This window comes from Methanoregula sp., assembly GCF_049510175.1.
Classification (GTDB): Archaea; Halobacteriota; Methanomicrobia; order Methanomicrobiales; family Methanospirillaceae; genus Methanoregula.
In genome coordinates this window covers 57,092-71,116 of sequence record NZ_JBEKZF010000006.1, presented here as the reverse complement: position 1 = coordinate 71,116, position 14,025 = coordinate 57,092, and the positions used below count along the sequence as shown (strand labels likewise).

Here is a 14,025-nt window from a genome sequence, read left to right as displayed (position 1 = left end):
GTGATATGGACAGATACGATGTTAAAAGAGCGATCCAGACGAAAACGAAATGAAAAGAATGCGAGGGATGGGATTCGAACCCAAGAACTCCTACGAGACTAGGCCCTCAACCTAGCGCCTTTGACCTGGCTTGGCTACCCTCGCCTTTGTGCCATAACAAAGAGGTTGTCTATCTAATAAAATCTTTGGCAAACAGTTTCTCTCCACGCACATCCCGGAACCACGACCTGAAGTCTCCGGACAATTGGTCTATACTGCAGACCTGCGTACGAAACCGGGAGATCCATCCGGTGACACCGGTGTCATCAGATCAGCATCGCTGTATATTTATATGCGTCATTCCCAGTGGTGAGTATGTGGTCTGACATCATCCACGAGTTTGCCGACTCCCCTTCCCAGAGCCGCGTGGTGCGGTTCCTGCTCGAGAACGGTTTTGGCGTAACGGAAGACGGGCGGATCAGCTGCAACGGGATCGAGATGCCTGCGACTGCCGTCGCAAAAGCAATCGGTTCCGATCGCAGGGTCGTCGATTCCACTGCGCGTCGCATTCTCGAACGGCCGATGCTCCGCGAGATCTTCCTCAATATGCGGGCCACGCCGGACCTGAGCAGGGTTGCCGAATCGCTCCGGTATACGGTTATCACCGTGCTGCCCCGGAACGCGAGCGAACGGGGCATTGTCGGTGCTGCGGTCCGGGTCCTCTCGGATTACAACCTCTCGATCCGGCAGATCTTCGTCACCGACCCCCAGTTCTCCGAAGAGCCAAAACTCGTCATCATTATTGAGGATGTCCTGCCTGACGGCGTCATTGAAAAAATCCGTGCGCTTCCCCAGGTAAAACAGGTCATCATCTGAAACGAGGGAGCCGGCTGGTAATACAGGGATTTAACGATAAAAACCAGTTTTTTCTGAGATAATTCTGATTTGATATGTCTTTGCGATGAACGCCGCCGCCCCGACGGGGCACCCCCCGCGGCGGTTCAGTGAGTAAAAGATAATTTTTTTTTAATAACACACTGTTAACTGTGAGAATGTAGAAAAAAGTTATAGGTGAATTTTGCCCTCGTCACGCATTTTAAGCAATCGAGTAACGAGTGCCCATAATGCTGTGGGAATGAATATTATACCCAAGAGGGGCAACAGCGTATTTGTGTCCGTTTCTTTTCACCTCCCTTTTCATCATTATTTATCCCCCCCATCCAAAGGACACAGTATCCCTTGTGATGGATTATTCTATGTCGCATATTAATGATAAATTATTGGAAGTAGAAACGAAAATATGGACCCGATTTAAGGAGAGTTAATGTAATAATTCGGAAATTACCAATACGGTGCCTAGAATGAAACCAAAGATGCCACAATATTTCACTCCTGCTGGTGAATTGGGATCAATTTTTATCCCAACCATGATTCCTATGAATACGAAAAGGCAGATAACCAGAATATATGCGGTTGCTGGCGAGGCTCCCATAATCTCGAATGCGTTAACAAATGGCGATAGAAATCCAGCCATAATGAATCATTTTTCTATTGCATTTTTATTCAATTAAGTTTTTTCTACTCGGTAAGTGTTCAGTAAGTTCATGGTTGCATATGAGCGTAGGAGCCTGAGAGCTGAAAATTTTTTATAAAAAACCTACCTGCCCCGCCATGGCTCGAAGAACCTGATGATTCTTCTCGATTTCGTGGTTCTGATGAACCGCTCAATCCCCGGAGAGGCCCTGAGGCGGGGAGCACTCACTATATCTGCCAAATCGTTTTGTGTTTGATATCCGCGGTCATGCCCGGGAATTACAGAGCAGCTCCACGTCCGCTGAAAGCCGGTACATCCGTTTGCGGGCCTTCCTTGGCAGGTGGATGGCAGAAGCGATGCTTTCATCAATCGTCACGCGCCGTGTGCCGGCGATGAGGTTGTCGGCATGCGTGACAATTTTTTCCTCGGTTGTCCGCGGGATGCAGTCCCGGGCCTCGAGGCCAAGGAGTGTGCACTCATCAGCAGTAAGGCCGGCCCCGGTATGACACTCCACAATCCGGGCTATCTCTTCGGAGAGACCCATTGAGCGCAACAGATCCGCCCCGATCTGTCCGTGTCGTATCGAATGAGTGGTACCTCTTCCGATATCATGGAGCATGGACCCGGTTTCAATGAGCGTGTAGTCTGCATCCGGGTTACGCCGGGCATATTCAAGGGCGCAGTCCCGGACTGCCCTGCAGTGGGCGATGACTTTTCCGCTGCACCCGGCATCGCGCAGCATATCTTCATACGATATTTCCGGATGATCAGGCATGACCCAGCGACTTTTTGATCGCCTCGATGCGATCCGTGAGAGATGTTAAGAGGACTTCATTGTCGAAGTGTCCCAGGGGTTGCCCGCAGTCCGGGCACTTGAAATCCGTATTCATCGCCTTCGGAAAGGTGAAGATGAGGTGGCAGTCCTTGCAGATATAGAAATCGTTCTCCTCCTCGTACCGTTCGCGGCGGGAGAGTTTGTCGAATACGAGCTCCATGTCTTCCCTGATTGCATCGTAGATGTGGTCGGTCCTCAGTTGCCAGAGATAGGTGAGCCAGCCGGTCTCATTGTTTTTTATCCGGTGATACTCGGCAAGTCTCTTCTCGTACAGGGTATAGAGGGTGTGTCGCACCGAGTTTAAGTTAATCCCCGTGCTTGCGGCAAGATCTTCATCGCTGTGCTCCCCTTCTGTCGGGAACCGCTCGAGCAGGTTGAGCCCTTCTTCCCCGACAAGGCGAAAAAGGTATGCGCGGATTGCCGGATTATTCAGCGTTTCTTCGGTTGGATCCATCAGCGCATATATTGTCGGACGGTGGTAATATGCTTATCCAGCACGGCAAGGGCACTGGCACGCGTCGTTCCCCACCCGTACACGCTGACCAGTGCCTGTCCGGCCTCGAAATGAGTCCCCGGCCAGGGAATATCTGCAACAAATGCCTTCAGAGGACTGAGATCAGCGGCAAGGGTCATGTCACGGTCGGCGAACAGGATGCTCCGGGCGGCAACCTGTCGTGGCCGGGGAACCGGCTCCGGGAGCCTGCCCCGGCAGGCACTGACATGGAGATCGAAGAGGTTGCACCCGCATGCCATCTCTACGGTATCGACCGTCCCCTGGAACCGGGGGTTGACTTCGATTGCCCATGCAGAGTCATCGCCGGCAACAAAATCGATGCCGATTGTGCCCCGGCATCCGCTGGCAGCGGCCACGTTCTCTGCTGCTGCCATCATCTGCCGGCACAGCGGGTGCTCAAAGGGCGTGACCGATCCGCAGAAACCGAATGCCGACTCGCCGCTGCCCCGGAGGTACTGTTCGTTTGCCGCTATGGCCCGGGCCCTTATACCGTCCGTGACACAGCAGACGCTGGCAGCGATACCGGCCACGAGTTCCTGCCGTATGAAGGGAACGTCGGGATAGAGCGCTTCCCACGCAGCCATCTCCTTCTTATCGTGGATGATCGCATTCCGCCACCCGCCGGCGCCCCGGCGGGGCTTGATCATGGCGGGGTATTCTCCGGGAGCCAGAAAGCGCGGCACGGGCACTGCACAGGCATCAAAAAAATGCTGGGTTTCGAGTTTATCGAGAAACCGTGCGATCCGGTCCCGCGGCGAACCGCACAGCGGGATTGTTGTCGGCAGGTCTTCCGCGCCGGACGTGGGTACGAACAGATCGAACGTGTGGCGGCGGGCGATCCGGCTGATTGCATCCGGGAGATCGTCGAGTTCGTCAAATTTTTCCCGGTCTTCCGTGCACCAGGCAAGGTCCTGGTCGCAGAAATGATCGACTGCACAGACCTCGTACCCGGCACGGTGGGCCGATTGCGCGACATGGCGTGTGGCAAAGCCGGCGACCAGCACCCGCCCTTTCACAACTCCTCCGTCCGTTTTCCGGCCTTCGAGGGGATGATGCGGATCTGCGCCCCATAAAACTCGTTTTTAAGCTCGCTCGCGGAGAAGAGGTGGTCGAGGAAGAGCGCAAGGCTCGAGATCTCGGAATGGGGCTGGCCGGTAACAGCCACATTATAATCGGCAAGGCCGTAGATCTCGCCCGGCACTTTCTCCGCCCCGACAATGATGAGGATCTTTGCCTGCGGCCGGATCTCTTCGATGATGTCCGGCAGGTTCAGCCCGTACATCGTGAGGTGGACGACGACTCCGCCGGCTGCCTTCCAGTCTTTTATGCAGGAGCGCCACTTCACGTTATCGCTGCAGAAGAATTCCCCGCCCCATCGTGCAGTCACATCCACGATGCTCTGCACGACGCCTTTATCGGACGCAGCAAGGTACATACCTCTCGCACCCAGCGCCCGGCCGGTGAGACCTACATGGGTGGTGACCCGCTGGTCGCGCTCAGGCCGGTGGCCGATCCGAAGAATAACCACTTCTTTTTCCGGCATGTTATTTTCTCTTCTCTTTGATCACACCGTTCTCGATAGTAAACGGGAAGTCCTTTTCGTGGTGTATCTGGTTGTGGATCAGGGATTCGCCGATGGTGAGCATCCTGACCTTCCCGCCGTTCCGTTCGATGAGGCAGTACCTCTCGAGACGTTCGAGAGATGCTTCTATCACGGACGGATCAAGGCCGCTTTTCCGGACCAGGACTTCTGCTGTAGACGATGCATCCGAAGGAATCAGGTGGTACACCAGCCAGTCCGTATCCTCTTGTTTCACCTGTATGCATTCCCCCCGGAGCCGAATAAGGGTTTTTGTCCGGAAGGAAGCGGGACGAAGGTTTTAACCGGGAGGTTTTTCTGGTGTTGCGCCGAATCAGTTGTGCATGAATGACGGCAGGTCCCGGACCCCTTATAGTGCCCTTGTCAACCTTGCCGACCGGTTGCTGGAAGACTGCGAGGACGATGTCGAATGCCTGGCGGTCCGTCTGGGCGGGCTTGATCCCGGGGTGCGCGACGAGCTGCTCACGTCAGATCTCCTGAACGCGTGGCAGGTATTCTGGTACTGCTTCCGCACCGACCCCGGCATCTTCCTCCGGGAGATGATGGATCTGGAACCGGCCTCCATGCTGGCGACCGGCCTGAAACTGGGCGAGATCGATCTTCTGGATCTCTTCTTCCTGATCAGGGACGATAAACCGTGGATTATCCTTGCCGATGGCGAAAAAACAGTAGCCTCCTTTTCGGGCCGGACCGCGTATGCAGATGCGATGAAGTACTGTGAGAATCCGGACAGACACAGTTAGATCTACCAATATACTCAGGCTATCATACAATAATTTATATTTTCAAGAATAATTTTGCCGGAAACAACCGGGGCAGTGATGCGATGTCTTGGCTCTCTGCCATACAATGGGCGCGGGCCGCAGCATAACCGGTCCCGGTAAAAAAATGATGGAGAACCAGATACGAATACACACAACCAGAAATTTATCCGGGCTGCAGCTAATGTGCCGGCTTTCATAAAGGGCAACCGTCCCGCGGCCAAGAGTATAACAGGATCTATTGCGCGATCACTACCGGATACGGTGCGAGGCGAAGTGCCCAGTATTTCCAGAAATTCCGGAGGCCGGCCATGACCCGCGGTCGTATTCCGGTTGAGGCGCTCAGGGTCGCAGAGCCGATCGCGGAGAAACGCGGGCTGGTCCAGCACTACCTGAGGGAACGTGGCTCGGTCTGTAACTTCACCATTATGAGTCCCGGCATCGTGGCGCACGTTGCACTCAGGTGCGTGCGCCGACTCTGCTGCACGGTCAAAGAGATCAGCAGGGACTGTGCCGCGGAGATCGGGGCGCTCCGGATCATCGCGTCTTCGAAAGAGATCTCCCGCGAGCTCTGGCTCTCTTCGCCCCGGTACGCGCTCCGGTTCTTCCGGGTCCTCGACAACGGGCTCATCGAACTCGGCCGTGACGGTGCGCCGCTGCCGGTCATCGGGTCTGCTCATCTAACGGCCGTTCAGCCCGGCGGAGTCCCGGCCGACAAAGCCGGAGAAAATTCTACAACTACACCTGTTAACCCTCCAACAGCAAATGGCGAGAAAAATTTGGCCGGAAAATCCGGAAAAAATTCTTCCGGTAAATCCGGTGAAGCCCCTACCGGACACGATGATAAAAATCCGGCGTGAGAATCCGGGAGGCAAAACCTGCAGGCATCCCCCGGCTCCCCCACGGGGTCATTCGGGAGAGAAGACGGGGAGGGACGATTCTCCTGACGGGTTCCCCCCCGACAAGATCCTCCGTCGGAGAACACTATCCCGGGGAACATCGATCCCGAGGTCCCCTGAGTTTTTCAAATCAGGCTCCTTTTTGCAAACAGGGGCCATTTTGGGCGATTTGTTCCGGGCCTAGATCCTCATGGAACTCGAAATGTGCGTAATTCGGAGAAAAAGGATGTAAATTCATTTTAATTCATCCGCTACGGGACCGGATACTAAAAAATCACACCGGTAACCCAAAAGTGCGCTAATGGGTTCATTTGGCTGAAAAACACCCTTTTTTCACAGGGGGTAGGAAGCGAAACGGACAGACCCCCTGTTTTCCGGATCGGGTTCACGTCAGAGAGGGCAGGTTCTCCGTCGAAGAGTCTTATGGACTCCCCTCCTCCTCCGGGTCTGATAACCTGTCGGACGTCGGAGAATTCCGGGTTCTCCTGTGGCAAGGCAGGTTTGTGGTCACGGGTCTGATTGATCTCTGCCCGATGTTTTCTCTCAAATGAGAAAAAAATCATGGCGGGACCGGTGAATTTTTTATGAAGTTGTAGAAAAATTTTCCGGAAAAAATTTTAAAATTTTTTTTTGCACCGGATTCTATTCTCATTAAACCATTGGGCTATCCAAACTTGGTACGAAAAAATCTCCCTCATCTGCCATCGGGTTCACCAATTCTTTTCACTGACGGTCCCCCGCGCTGATCAGCTGCTCATCCACAACCGCGGGAACGAGCGGCGGCAGCACTCCCCACTTCACCGTTACGTCTCCCATGATCGCGAAAACCCCGTACACTTCACCGGGATCGATCCGGTCGAGCACGCTCCGGTCGTCCGGTCGGATCTCGTTGCAGACAGCAGTCGCCCACGCGTCGGCAAGCGCGACATTGCGGGAGAAGACAGTGACCGCATCGGCAATGCCGAACGAGATGGAAGGTCCGACCGTAGCCGAAGAGGTGCAGATGCCCAGCACCCGGTCCTGGGGCGGGACAATAAACGCAATCCGGTTGGAGAGGGCCGCCTCCCCGGCATGGATCCCAACCCGTACCGGGCGATCCGCGATGAGGGCGATGTCGCCGCCGTTATCGATCACGCCGAACAGTGCACCGGCCTCTTTCATTGCCTCCACGCCGGCCCATGCGATTGCGCCGGCCACCGCCGCCATCGGGCCGACCCCGGCTTTCCGGGTTGCATCCGCCATGCGGACGATCACCTGGTCATAAGAATCCGGGACATAAGGATCAAACGTGGCGGCAAAAAAAGGGTCGCGGGCGATGTAGGCCTCCAGTTCCTGCCGCGCCTCAAGCATGCCGGCTGTGGCTGCCTTTACCTGAGCCGGGTCATCCGCGAGGATCGTTGCAATCGTTTCCCGGAACCGGAACGGCACCCGGATCATAGCGGCAGGGTCAGCGCACGGTGCGGGCAGGCATCGATGCATTTCCCGCAGAGGATGCACTTCTCCTCTTGAAGTACCAGTTTCCATTCCGGATCGAACGAGAAGACCTCACGGGGGCAGACGCTGATGCATGCCCCGCAGTCCACGCATTCGCTGTCGTTGAGGTTGATGCCGTGCTCAAGGATCCGCACCTGTGCCCCGAGACCCGTCATGGTGTCGCGGACGAGCCGGCACTGGTCATCGGGGACATCGATGAGCGCTTCGCCTTCGGAGGAGTCGATGTTCGCCCGCTCTACGTTGATCAGGACGCCCGTGTCACGGACCACCTGTGCGATGATCGGTTTGCGCCCCTTGCCCCGCGAGAAGTTGACGAGGAGTTTCATTTCAGCCACCTCCCGCCCAACAGTTTACCGAGGTCCATGGCCGTGAGGAGGGCGATGACGTGGTGCTCTGAGTCCACGACCGGCAGTGCGCTGATATTGTTCTGTTCCAGTTTCTGGATCGCGATATCGACTGCCTCATCCGGCGTTGTCGTGATCACTTTCTTCTTCATAATGTCCCTGACCAGGTGGGCCTTACCGGGATTTGCCACCGCTTTTGAGACATCAAACGTCGTGACGATGCCGACCAGGACTCCCTGCTCGTTCACCACCGGGAGGTGGTTGGTCTCGCCCTTGAGGAGTTTCTTTGCCGCGGTCCGGATCTCTTCGGTCTCGCCGATCGTGATCACGGAACGGTCCATGATGTCCAGCACGCGGGGGCCTTTTTTTGTCTCGTGCATCGGTCGTGCTGTTTTGTGGGGATCGATGGCGCGGGTCGGGAGCGCAAGCTGCATGTTTCCTTTTTCCACCCATTCCTTCAGCTCGAGCGCGACTTTACGTGCCCTGCGGAAACTGGAAAGTGAGGATGTCCTCACCTCTTCGCCGTTGAGCTCGACCGTGCCGCTGCGGAGTTCCGCGTAGGTGACCTTCCGCATGGCCGGGCGGGAACGGCTTGGTATACCGTAATCGAGAATGTCGACCGATATGTCCTGGTCGCGGACCGCCGTGGCACGGACCACATCGATGTCGAGTACCGGCAGCGGCACGCCAAGACCGACATAGAGCGTCACGCCATAACCCGACATGGTCGCCGCCCGCAGGTACTCCGGCGACATCTGCTTGAGGTCCCCGGTCACCATCAGTGTCCCGAACCCCCCGGCAGGGGAGTGCTGGGTGCCTTCGCCGATCACCATGCCCGGCGCACCGCAGAGGAAGATGGGGACGCCGCTGCCGATCAGCCGGAATTTCGGGTCGTTCGATATCGGGTTGAGGACACCGGCTCCCGAGAACGTGATATTGCCGCAGCCGGGAAGCAGCGTCCCCATGTAGGTATTGAGGACGCGGTCCGTCGTGTTCGTTGCGGCATTGTAGCGCTGGTAGGCATTGCGCGGGTTGCACATGATCGCCTGGTTGAGGTTTTCCAACAGAAGATCCGTCGTGATTGTCCGCCGCGGGTAACAGTCGGTACCGTGGGAACTTGCGCGCAGCTCCACGGATTTTCCCGCCACGAGATCCTCGATCACGTGCGCCCCGCCGTACTCGGCCTCACGTGTATCGGACTGCTGGGTGGCGCCGATGTAGGTATCAACGGCCGCAAGTCCACCGTAGGCTTCAACATTGTTCAGCCAGATCCGCTCCATGCGGATCGGCGGTTCGGCATGGCCAAAGTTAAGGAACGCACCGGAAGAGCACATCGCCCCGAAGGTCCCGGTCGTGACGACGTCAACCTCCTTCAGCGCTCCCTCTTCCCCGAGTTCGGCGACGATCGCGGGCATCTCCTCAGCGGTGACGACCCGGGCATTTCCCTCGCGGATGCGTTCATTGATCTGCCCGATGGACTTGTGCATATCCCCAAATATGCTTTTATGAATATTAAAAATGTTTGCTATTACCTTTAGTAATAAATGCTATTTAATCCCGGACATCCATGATCCTGTGTATGAAAGTGCAGGCCTTCATTGAGGAGATGGAACGGCTGGCTCCACCCGACCTGGCCGAGGACTTCGATGCAGGAAGGATCGGACTTATTGTTGAAGGAACCCCGGAGTTCTCCACGGTCTGCTGTGCCCTTGACGCGACCCCGGCCGTGGTTAAAGAGGCCATCCGGATGAAAGCCGGAATGCTCGTCGTCCACCATACGCCCCTGTGGACGCCCATCACGGCCGTGACCGGCAGCACCGCAACCCTCATGCGCGACGTGCTCCCGGCCGGCCTGAACATCTGGGTCATGCACACCAATTATGACCGGGCTGATGAAGGCGTGAATGATGCACTCGCCGAGCTCCTCTCGCTCAGTGACGTATCCCCCCTGTCGCTGGGGCGGATCGGTACCTGCACGATCTCCCCCGCCGAGATCTCCCGGCGGCTCGGCTGCCCCCTGCGTGTCTGGGGAACTCTGGGGTCCATTAAACGACTGGCGATCGTGGCCGGCAGCGGATTCGATCCCGGATTCCTCACGGAGGCAAAGGAACGGGGAGCCGATACCTTCCTCTCCGCTGAAATGAAACATGCCGTTGCACGCTCCGCTCCCCTTCCCTGCATCGAAGCCACGCACTATGCGCTCGAGGCACCGGCCATGGTGCGACTGGCAGACCGGCGCGGGTGGCACTATATTGATGATCCCCCGGTCCTCCATACCCTCCCATGAGCGATGTCTGGCAGCACCTTGCGGAGCAAAAGAGTCTCGATGACGAGATCCGCAGCGAGATCGAGACGGCCTTTGGCGCCCGGGGGAAGAAGGCGCTCGTGGCGATCGATGAAAGGAAAGTGAAGAGGTACCTGGACTTTTTTGTAGTCGACGGCAGGACTGCACATTATATTGTCGAAGAGGATTTCTGCACCTGCGGGGATTTCATGTACCGGGGCAGGACCTGCTGGCACCTGCTGGCAGTCAGGATCGCTGCGGCCACCGGCACGTACCAGTCCGTGGACAGCTGGTACCAGGACCAGATGAAATCTTCCAAAAAACCTCACGAGCAAAACCTAGATTAGCGTTTGTAGTCAATAGTACTGACGATACGTGTTACTTATGCTCGAAGAGGAATACCAGCTTGATTATTTTAAGACGCAGGGGTTCACCCGCAAGATCTGCAAGGCCTGCGGCTCTGCGTTCTGGACCCGCGACAGCTCCCGGGAGATCTGCGGGGATGCGCCCTGCGAACCCTATAATTTCATCGGCGACCCGATCTTCCGGCCCCACAACCTCGACACGATGCGCGAGGCATTCCTCTCGTTTTTTGAGAAGCAGGGGCACACCCGTGTCGAGCGGTACCCGGTCGTTGCCCGGTGGCGCGATGATATCTACCTGACCATCGCGTCCATCGCGGACTTCCAGCCGTTCGTGACCGGCGGTATTGTGCCGCCTCCCGCAAACCCGCTCACCATCTCCCAGCCGTGCATCCGCTTAAATGATCTTGACTCCGTGGGACGGTCGGGCAGGCACCTGACCACCTTCGAGATGATGGCGCACCACGCGTTCAACACACCCACCGAAGAGATCTACTGGAAGGACCGGACCGTCGAACTCTGCGACCAGTTCATCGCGTCCATCGGCGGTGATATCAACCGTGTCACTTACAAGGAACACCCGTGGATCGGCGGCGGCAACGCCGGGCCGAGCGTCGAAGTGCTGATGGGGGGTCTCGAGATCGCAACGCTGGTCTTCATGAGCCTCGGCCGGCAGAAAACTGCCGGGAAGGGCTACGATCTGAACGGTGAGATGTATTACCCGATGAAACTCCGTATCGTGGATACCGGGTACGGTCTCGAACGGCTGGTCTGGGCTTCGAAAGGCTCCCCCACGATCTATGATGCGGTCTTCCCGGAGATGGTCAGCCACGTCATGAATTCCGCGGGGCTCAGCCACATGCTCGACAACAAGGAATATACGAAGATCCTTGCCCTGAATGCGAAATTTGCCGGTCTCATGGACATCTCGGGCACGAACCTCTTCAACCTCAGGAAGAAAGTGGCGGCGGCAATCGACGTCTCGCCCGAGAAGCTGGACAAGATGATCACACCTGTCGAGAAGGTGTACGCGATCGTGGACCACACCCGCTGCCTTGCCTTCATGCTCGGCGACTGCATCGTCCCCTCCAATGTCCGCGAAGGCTACCTCGCCCGCCTCGTCATCCGGCGCACCCTGCGCATGATGAACGATCTCAAAATCGAAGAACCGCTTGCCGACCTGATCGAGCAGCAGACGCGGATCCTCGGGGACCGGAAGTTCGAGCAGGATATCGCTGTTGTCCGCGAGATCGTGGACCGCGAGACCGAAAAATATGCCTCCACGCTCGAACGCGGGACGCGGATCGTCCAGAAAGTGGCAAAGACGTACAAGGCAAAGAGCCAGCGGATCCCGCTTGCCGAGATCATGACCCTCTACGACTCCCATGGCATCCAGCCTGAAATGGTCAGGGATATTGCCACAAAGGAAGGGGCAGTTATCGATCTTCCGGACAATTTCTACTCCATGGTCGCGGATATGCATTCCGAATCCAAGAAGGAGGTCGAGGAGGACAAGACCGCAAAGTACGCGGAACGGGCGCAGGCACTGCCGCCCACGAAAAAACTCTATTACGAGCAGCCCTCGGATATCGAGTTCGAGGGGGTCGTGCTTGACTTCTTCGATGAGTATGCGGTCCTTGACCAGACCCTCTTCTATCCGGAGGGAGGCGGCCAGCCTGCCGATACCGGGACGCTTGTCAGCGCCGAGAGCATGGTCCGGGTCGACAGCGTGGTCAAGGTCGGGGAGGTCATCCTCCACCACATTACGGGCGGCGTGCTCCGGCGCGGTGAACGGGTGAAAGGGATGGTTGACGAGGAGCGGCGCTGGTCGCTGATGCGCCACCATACGGCAACCCACGTCCTTCTCCACGCGGCTAAGGAAGTGCTCGGGGCCCACATCCACCAGGCCGGTGCACAGAAAGGCAGCGAAAGCTCGCGGGTCGATATCCGCCACTTCAAGCATATAACACCGGACGAGCTTCACCGCATAGAGATCGCGGCAAACCGGATGATCATGACGAGCCAGCCGGTTGACATCTCCATCGAGGACCGGACAAAGGCCGAGCAGAAATACGGATTCTCGCTCTACCAGGGCGGTGTTCCCCCGGGCAGGGATATCCGTGTGGTCAAAGTGGCCGGCGACATCGAAGCCTGTGCAGGTACGCACTGCCAGAATACCGGGGAAGTCGGCGTGATCAAGATCATACGGGTCGAACACATCCAGGACGGCATCGAACGGATCGAGTTCGCCGCCGGTGTTGCTGCGATCTATTACATGCAGCACCTTGAGCAGATTGTCACTGCCTCATCCGATGTCCTGTCGGTCCAGCCCGAGAACCTCCCGGCCACCGTAACCCGGTTCTTCACTGAATGGAAAGAGCAGAAAAAGGAAGTCGAGCGCATGAGCGCAAAACTGGTCGAGCTGGAGATACGCTCGCTGGTTGCGGAGTCCATTGGCGGTATTGACGTGGTTGTCCGGCGCATCGACCTGCCGCAGAAGGAACTCTCGGCCCTCGCGAGTTCCGTTGCAGAAAAAGGCGGGGTTGCCCTCATCGCCGGTGCGGGAGAAACTGCCCGCGTGGTCCTTGCATCCGGTGATTCCCGGGTGAATGCCGGCGATATCATCGGGCAGGTCTGCAGCCTCCTCGGCGGCAAAGGGGGGGGCAAACCCGCCATGGCGCAGGGTGGCGGACCGGAGATCAACCAGCTGGATCTTGCACTGAAAGTCGGGCGCGAACGGATTATTGCCTCACTCCATGTCTGAGAATGTTGTTGTGCTGGAACCCGGGGACGTCCGGGCGCAGAAGATCGCAAAAGCGATGGCAAGCCCCACCGCAGGCGATATCCTCCAGCTGCTGGCAGAAAACCCCAGAAGCCTGACCGACATCACGGAACGGCTTGCACTTCCCATGAACACTGCCAAGTACCACATCGACAACCTCCTCGAGGCCGGCGTCATCTCTGTTGCAGATACAAAATACAGTGTCAAGGGACGTGAAGTGAAGATCTATTCGCTCACGAACCAGCTTCTGATCGTTGCCCCGCGCCGCTCGGATATCCGCTCCCTGCTGCTGAAATATGCGTCCCTGTTCGGGATCGTTGCGGTGGCATCGCTGGCAGTATCTTCCCTCCTGCCACTGGCTTCCAGCTGGGGCATGAATGCAGCGACTGTTGCGGCCCCGGTCCCGAGCGTGGGAGAGACCGGTGCCGGGCGTGAAGCCGGTGCTCTTGCCATAAAAGCGAGCTATGATGGCTGGGCCGCATCACCGGCTGCTCTCGATCCTGCCCTTGCCTTCTTCTTCGGGGGGCTGCTCGTGATCGTTGTCCTGCTTTGTTACGAAGCCTGGCTCTGGAAAAAGCGATAAAATCGAATCAGCCTTTTTCCCGAACACTGAACATTGCCGGATACTTTTTTGAAA

At 57.2% G+C, this 14,025-nt stretch carries 16 protein-coding genes and 1 tRNA gene; 8 read left to right on the top strand and 9 right to left on the bottom strand.

From position 1 onward, the window contains the following. Positions 1-59: 59 nt before the first annotated feature. Positions 60-144, bottom strand: a tRNA-Leu gene (locus ABSG49_RS09230). 210 nt (positions 145-354) lie between these two features. On the opposite strand from ABSG49_RS09230, the gene trpY reads away from it, so the two are divergent. Both trpY and ABSG49_RS09220 read left to right on the top strand, forming a co-directional pair. After that, a complete protein-coding gene (trpY, locus tag ABSG49_RS09225; RefSeq protein WP_424025836.1) occupies positions 355-855 on the top strand; it encodes a TrpY family transcription regulator in 501 nt (166 codons plus the stop codon). A gap of 485 nt (positions 856-1,340) precedes the next feature. Beyond that, entirely contained in the window at positions 1,341-1,550 is a 210-nt protein-coding gene (locus ABSG49_RS09220) for a hypothetical protein (protein WP_424025835.1), read from the top strand. A gap of 228 nt (positions 1,551-1,778) precedes the next feature. Here the strand turns inward: ABSG49_RS09220 and ABSG49_RS09215 are convergent, their stop codons facing one another. From ABSG49_RS09215 to ABSG49_RS09195, 5 genes are read right to left on the bottom strand one after another with little or no spacing between them, the layout of a single operon-like run. Further along, on the bottom strand, positions 1,779-2,255 hold the full coding sequence (locus tag ABSG49_RS09215) for an HD domain-containing protein (RefSeq protein ID WP_424025834.1): 477 nt from the start codon (positions 2,253-2,255) through the stop codon (positions 1,779-1,781). Positions 2,256-2,280: 25 nt separating this feature from the next. After that, positions 2,281-2,802, bottom strand: coding sequence for a transcription factor (locus ABSG49_RS09210; protein ID WP_424025833.1), 522 nt, complete (start codon positions 2,800-2,802; stop codon positions 2,281-2,283). After that, positions 2,802-3,878, bottom strand: coding sequence for an ATP-grasp domain-containing protein (locus tag ABSG49_RS09205; protein ID WP_424025832.1), 1,077 nt, complete (start codon positions 3,876-3,878; stop codon positions 2,802-2,804). Before ABSG49_RS09205 ends, ABSG49_RS09210 begins: the two co-directional genes overlap by 1 nt. Beyond that, positions 3,875-4,405 carry a tRNA (cytidine(56)-2'-O)-methyltransferase gene (locus ABSG49_RS09200; RefSeq protein ID WP_424025831.1) on the bottom strand — a complete coding sequence of 177 codons (531 nt, stop codon included), beginning with the start codon at positions 4,403-4,405 and terminating at the stop codon, positions 3,875-3,877. The genes ABSG49_RS09205 and ABSG49_RS09200 overlap by 4 nt, the downstream gene beginning before the upstream one ends. A gap of 1 nt (position 4,406) precedes the next feature. Further along, entirely contained in the window at positions 4,407-4,679 is a 273-nt protein-coding gene (locus ABSG49_RS09195) for a MarR family transcriptional regulator (protein WP_424025830.1), read from the bottom strand. Between the two features lie 106 nt (positions 4,680-4,785). Between ABSG49_RS09195 and ABSG49_RS09190 the strand changes: the two genes are divergently transcribed. Further along, on the top strand, positions 4,786-5,205 hold the full coding sequence (locus tag ABSG49_RS09190) for a hypothetical protein (protein ID WP_424025829.1): 420 nt from the start codon (positions 4,786-4,788) through the stop codon (positions 5,203-5,205). Between the two features lie 329 nt (positions 5,206-5,534). Next, complete coding sequence (locus ABSG49_RS09185; RefSeq protein WP_424025828.1) at positions 5,535-6,083, top strand: hypothetical protein; 549 nt, start codon at positions 5,535-5,537, stop codon at positions 6,081-6,083. Between the two features lie 762 nt (positions 6,084-6,845). On the opposite strand, the gene ABSG49_RS09180 is transcribed toward ABSG49_RS09185, so the two are convergent. The 3 genes from ABSG49_RS09180 to ABSG49_RS09170 are packed head-to-tail and all read right to left on the bottom strand — an operon-like array spanning position 6,846 to position 9,447. Then, positions 6,846-7,559 (bottom strand): UPF0280 family protein, encoded by a 714-nt coding sequence (locus ABSG49_RS09180; protein ID WP_424025910.1) that lies wholly within the window; start codon positions 7,557-7,559, stop codon positions 6,846-6,848. Next, positions 7,556-7,942 carry a 4Fe-4S binding protein gene (locus ABSG49_RS09175; protein WP_424025827.1) on the bottom strand — a complete coding sequence of 129 codons (387 nt, stop codon included), beginning with the start codon at positions 7,940-7,942 and terminating at the stop codon, positions 7,556-7,558. The genes ABSG49_RS09180 and ABSG49_RS09175 overlap by 4 nt, the downstream gene beginning before the upstream one ends. Then, on the bottom strand, positions 7,939-9,447 hold the full coding sequence (locus ABSG49_RS09170; RefSeq protein WP_424025826.1) for a homocysteine biosynthesis protein: 1,509 nt from the start codon (positions 9,445-9,447) through the stop codon (positions 7,939-7,941). The genes ABSG49_RS09175 and ABSG49_RS09170 overlap by 4 nt, the downstream gene beginning before the upstream one ends. A gap of 92 nt (positions 9,448-9,539) precedes the next feature. On the opposite strand from ABSG49_RS09170, the gene ABSG49_RS09165 reads away from it, so the two are divergent. Genes ABSG49_RS09165 through ABSG49_RS09150 form a run of 4 tightly spaced genes read left to right on the top strand, consistent with a single transcriptional unit; the run spans position 9,540 to position 13,971 of the window. Beyond that, positions 9,540-10,247, top strand: a complete 708-nt coding sequence (locus tag ABSG49_RS09165; protein ID WP_424025825.1) for a Nif3-like dinuclear metal center hexameric protein — start codon at positions 9,540-9,542, stop codon at positions 10,245-10,247. Beyond that, entirely contained in the window at positions 10,244-10,591 is a 348-nt protein-coding gene (locus tag ABSG49_RS09160) for an SWIM zinc finger family protein (RefSeq protein WP_424025824.1), read from the top strand. Before ABSG49_RS09165 ends, ABSG49_RS09160 begins: the two co-directional genes overlap by 4 nt. Before the next feature lie 37 nt (positions 10,592-10,628). Continuing rightward, complete coding sequence (gene alaS / locus ABSG49_RS09155) at positions 10,629-13,370, top strand: alanine--tRNA ligase (RefSeq protein ID WP_424025823.1); 2,742 nt, start codon at positions 10,629-10,631, stop codon at positions 13,368-13,370. Then, a complete protein-coding gene (locus ABSG49_RS09150; protein ID WP_424025822.1) occupies positions 13,363-13,971 on the top strand; it encodes an ArsR/SmtB family transcription factor in 609 nt (202 codons plus the stop codon). Before alaS ends, ABSG49_RS09150 begins: the two co-directional genes overlap by 8 nt. The last annotated feature ends 54 nt before the right edge of the window (positions 13,972-14,025 follow it).

Coding starts and splice junctions, on each gene's coding strand:
- ABSG49_RS09215 (WP_424025834.1), bottom strand. CDS start 2,255: ATGCTGCGCGATGCCGGGTGCAGCGGAAAAGTCATCGCCCACTGCAGG.
- ABSG49_RS09185 (WP_424025828.1), top strand. CDS start 5,535: ATGACCCGCGGTCGTATTCCGGTTGAGGCGCTCAGGGTCGCAGAGCCG.
- ABSG49_RS09160 (WP_424025824.1), top strand. CDS start 10,244: ATGAGCGATGTCTGGCAGCACCTTGCGGAGCAAAAGAGTCTCGATGAC.
- trpY (WP_424025836.1), top strand. CDS start 355: ATGTGGTCTGACATCATCCACGAGTTTGCCGACTCCCCTTCCCAGAGC.
- ABSG49_RS09150 (WP_424025822.1), top strand. CDS start 13,363: ATGTCTGAGAATGTTGTTGTGCTGGAACCCGGGGACGTCCGGGCGCAG.
- ABSG49_RS09210 (WP_424025833.1), bottom strand. CDS start 2,802: ATGGATCCAACCGAAGAAACGCTGAATAATCCGGCAATCCGCGCATAC.
- ABSG49_RS09180 (WP_424025910.1), bottom strand. CDS start 7,559: ATGATCCGGGTGCCGTTCCGGTTCCGGGAAACGATTGCAACGATCCTC.
- ABSG49_RS09175 (WP_424025827.1), bottom strand. CDS start 7,942: ATGAAACTCCTCGTCAACTTCTCGCGGGGCAAGGGGCGCAAACCGATC.
- ABSG49_RS09165 (WP_424025825.1), top strand. CDS start 9,540: ATGAAAGTGCAGGCCTTCATTGAGGAGATGGAACGGCTGGCTCCACCC.
- ABSG49_RS09170 (WP_424025826.1), bottom strand. CDS start 9,447: ATGCACAAGTCCATCGGGCAGATCAATGAACGCATCCGCGAGGGAAAT.
- ABSG49_RS09190 (WP_424025829.1), top strand. CDS start 4,786: ATGAATGACGGCAGGTCCCGGACCCCTTATAGTGCCCTTGTCAACCTT.
- alaS (WP_424025823.1), top strand. CDS start 10,629: ATGCTCGAAGAGGAATACCAGCTTGATTATTTTAAGACGCAGGGGTTC.
- ABSG49_RS09220 (WP_424025835.1), top strand. CDS start 1,341: ATGAAACCAAAGATGCCACAATATTTCACTCCTGCTGGTGAATTGGGA.
- ABSG49_RS09200 (WP_424025831.1), bottom strand. CDS start 4,405: ATGCCGGAAAAAGAAGTGGTTATTCTTCGGATCGGCCACCGGCCTGAG.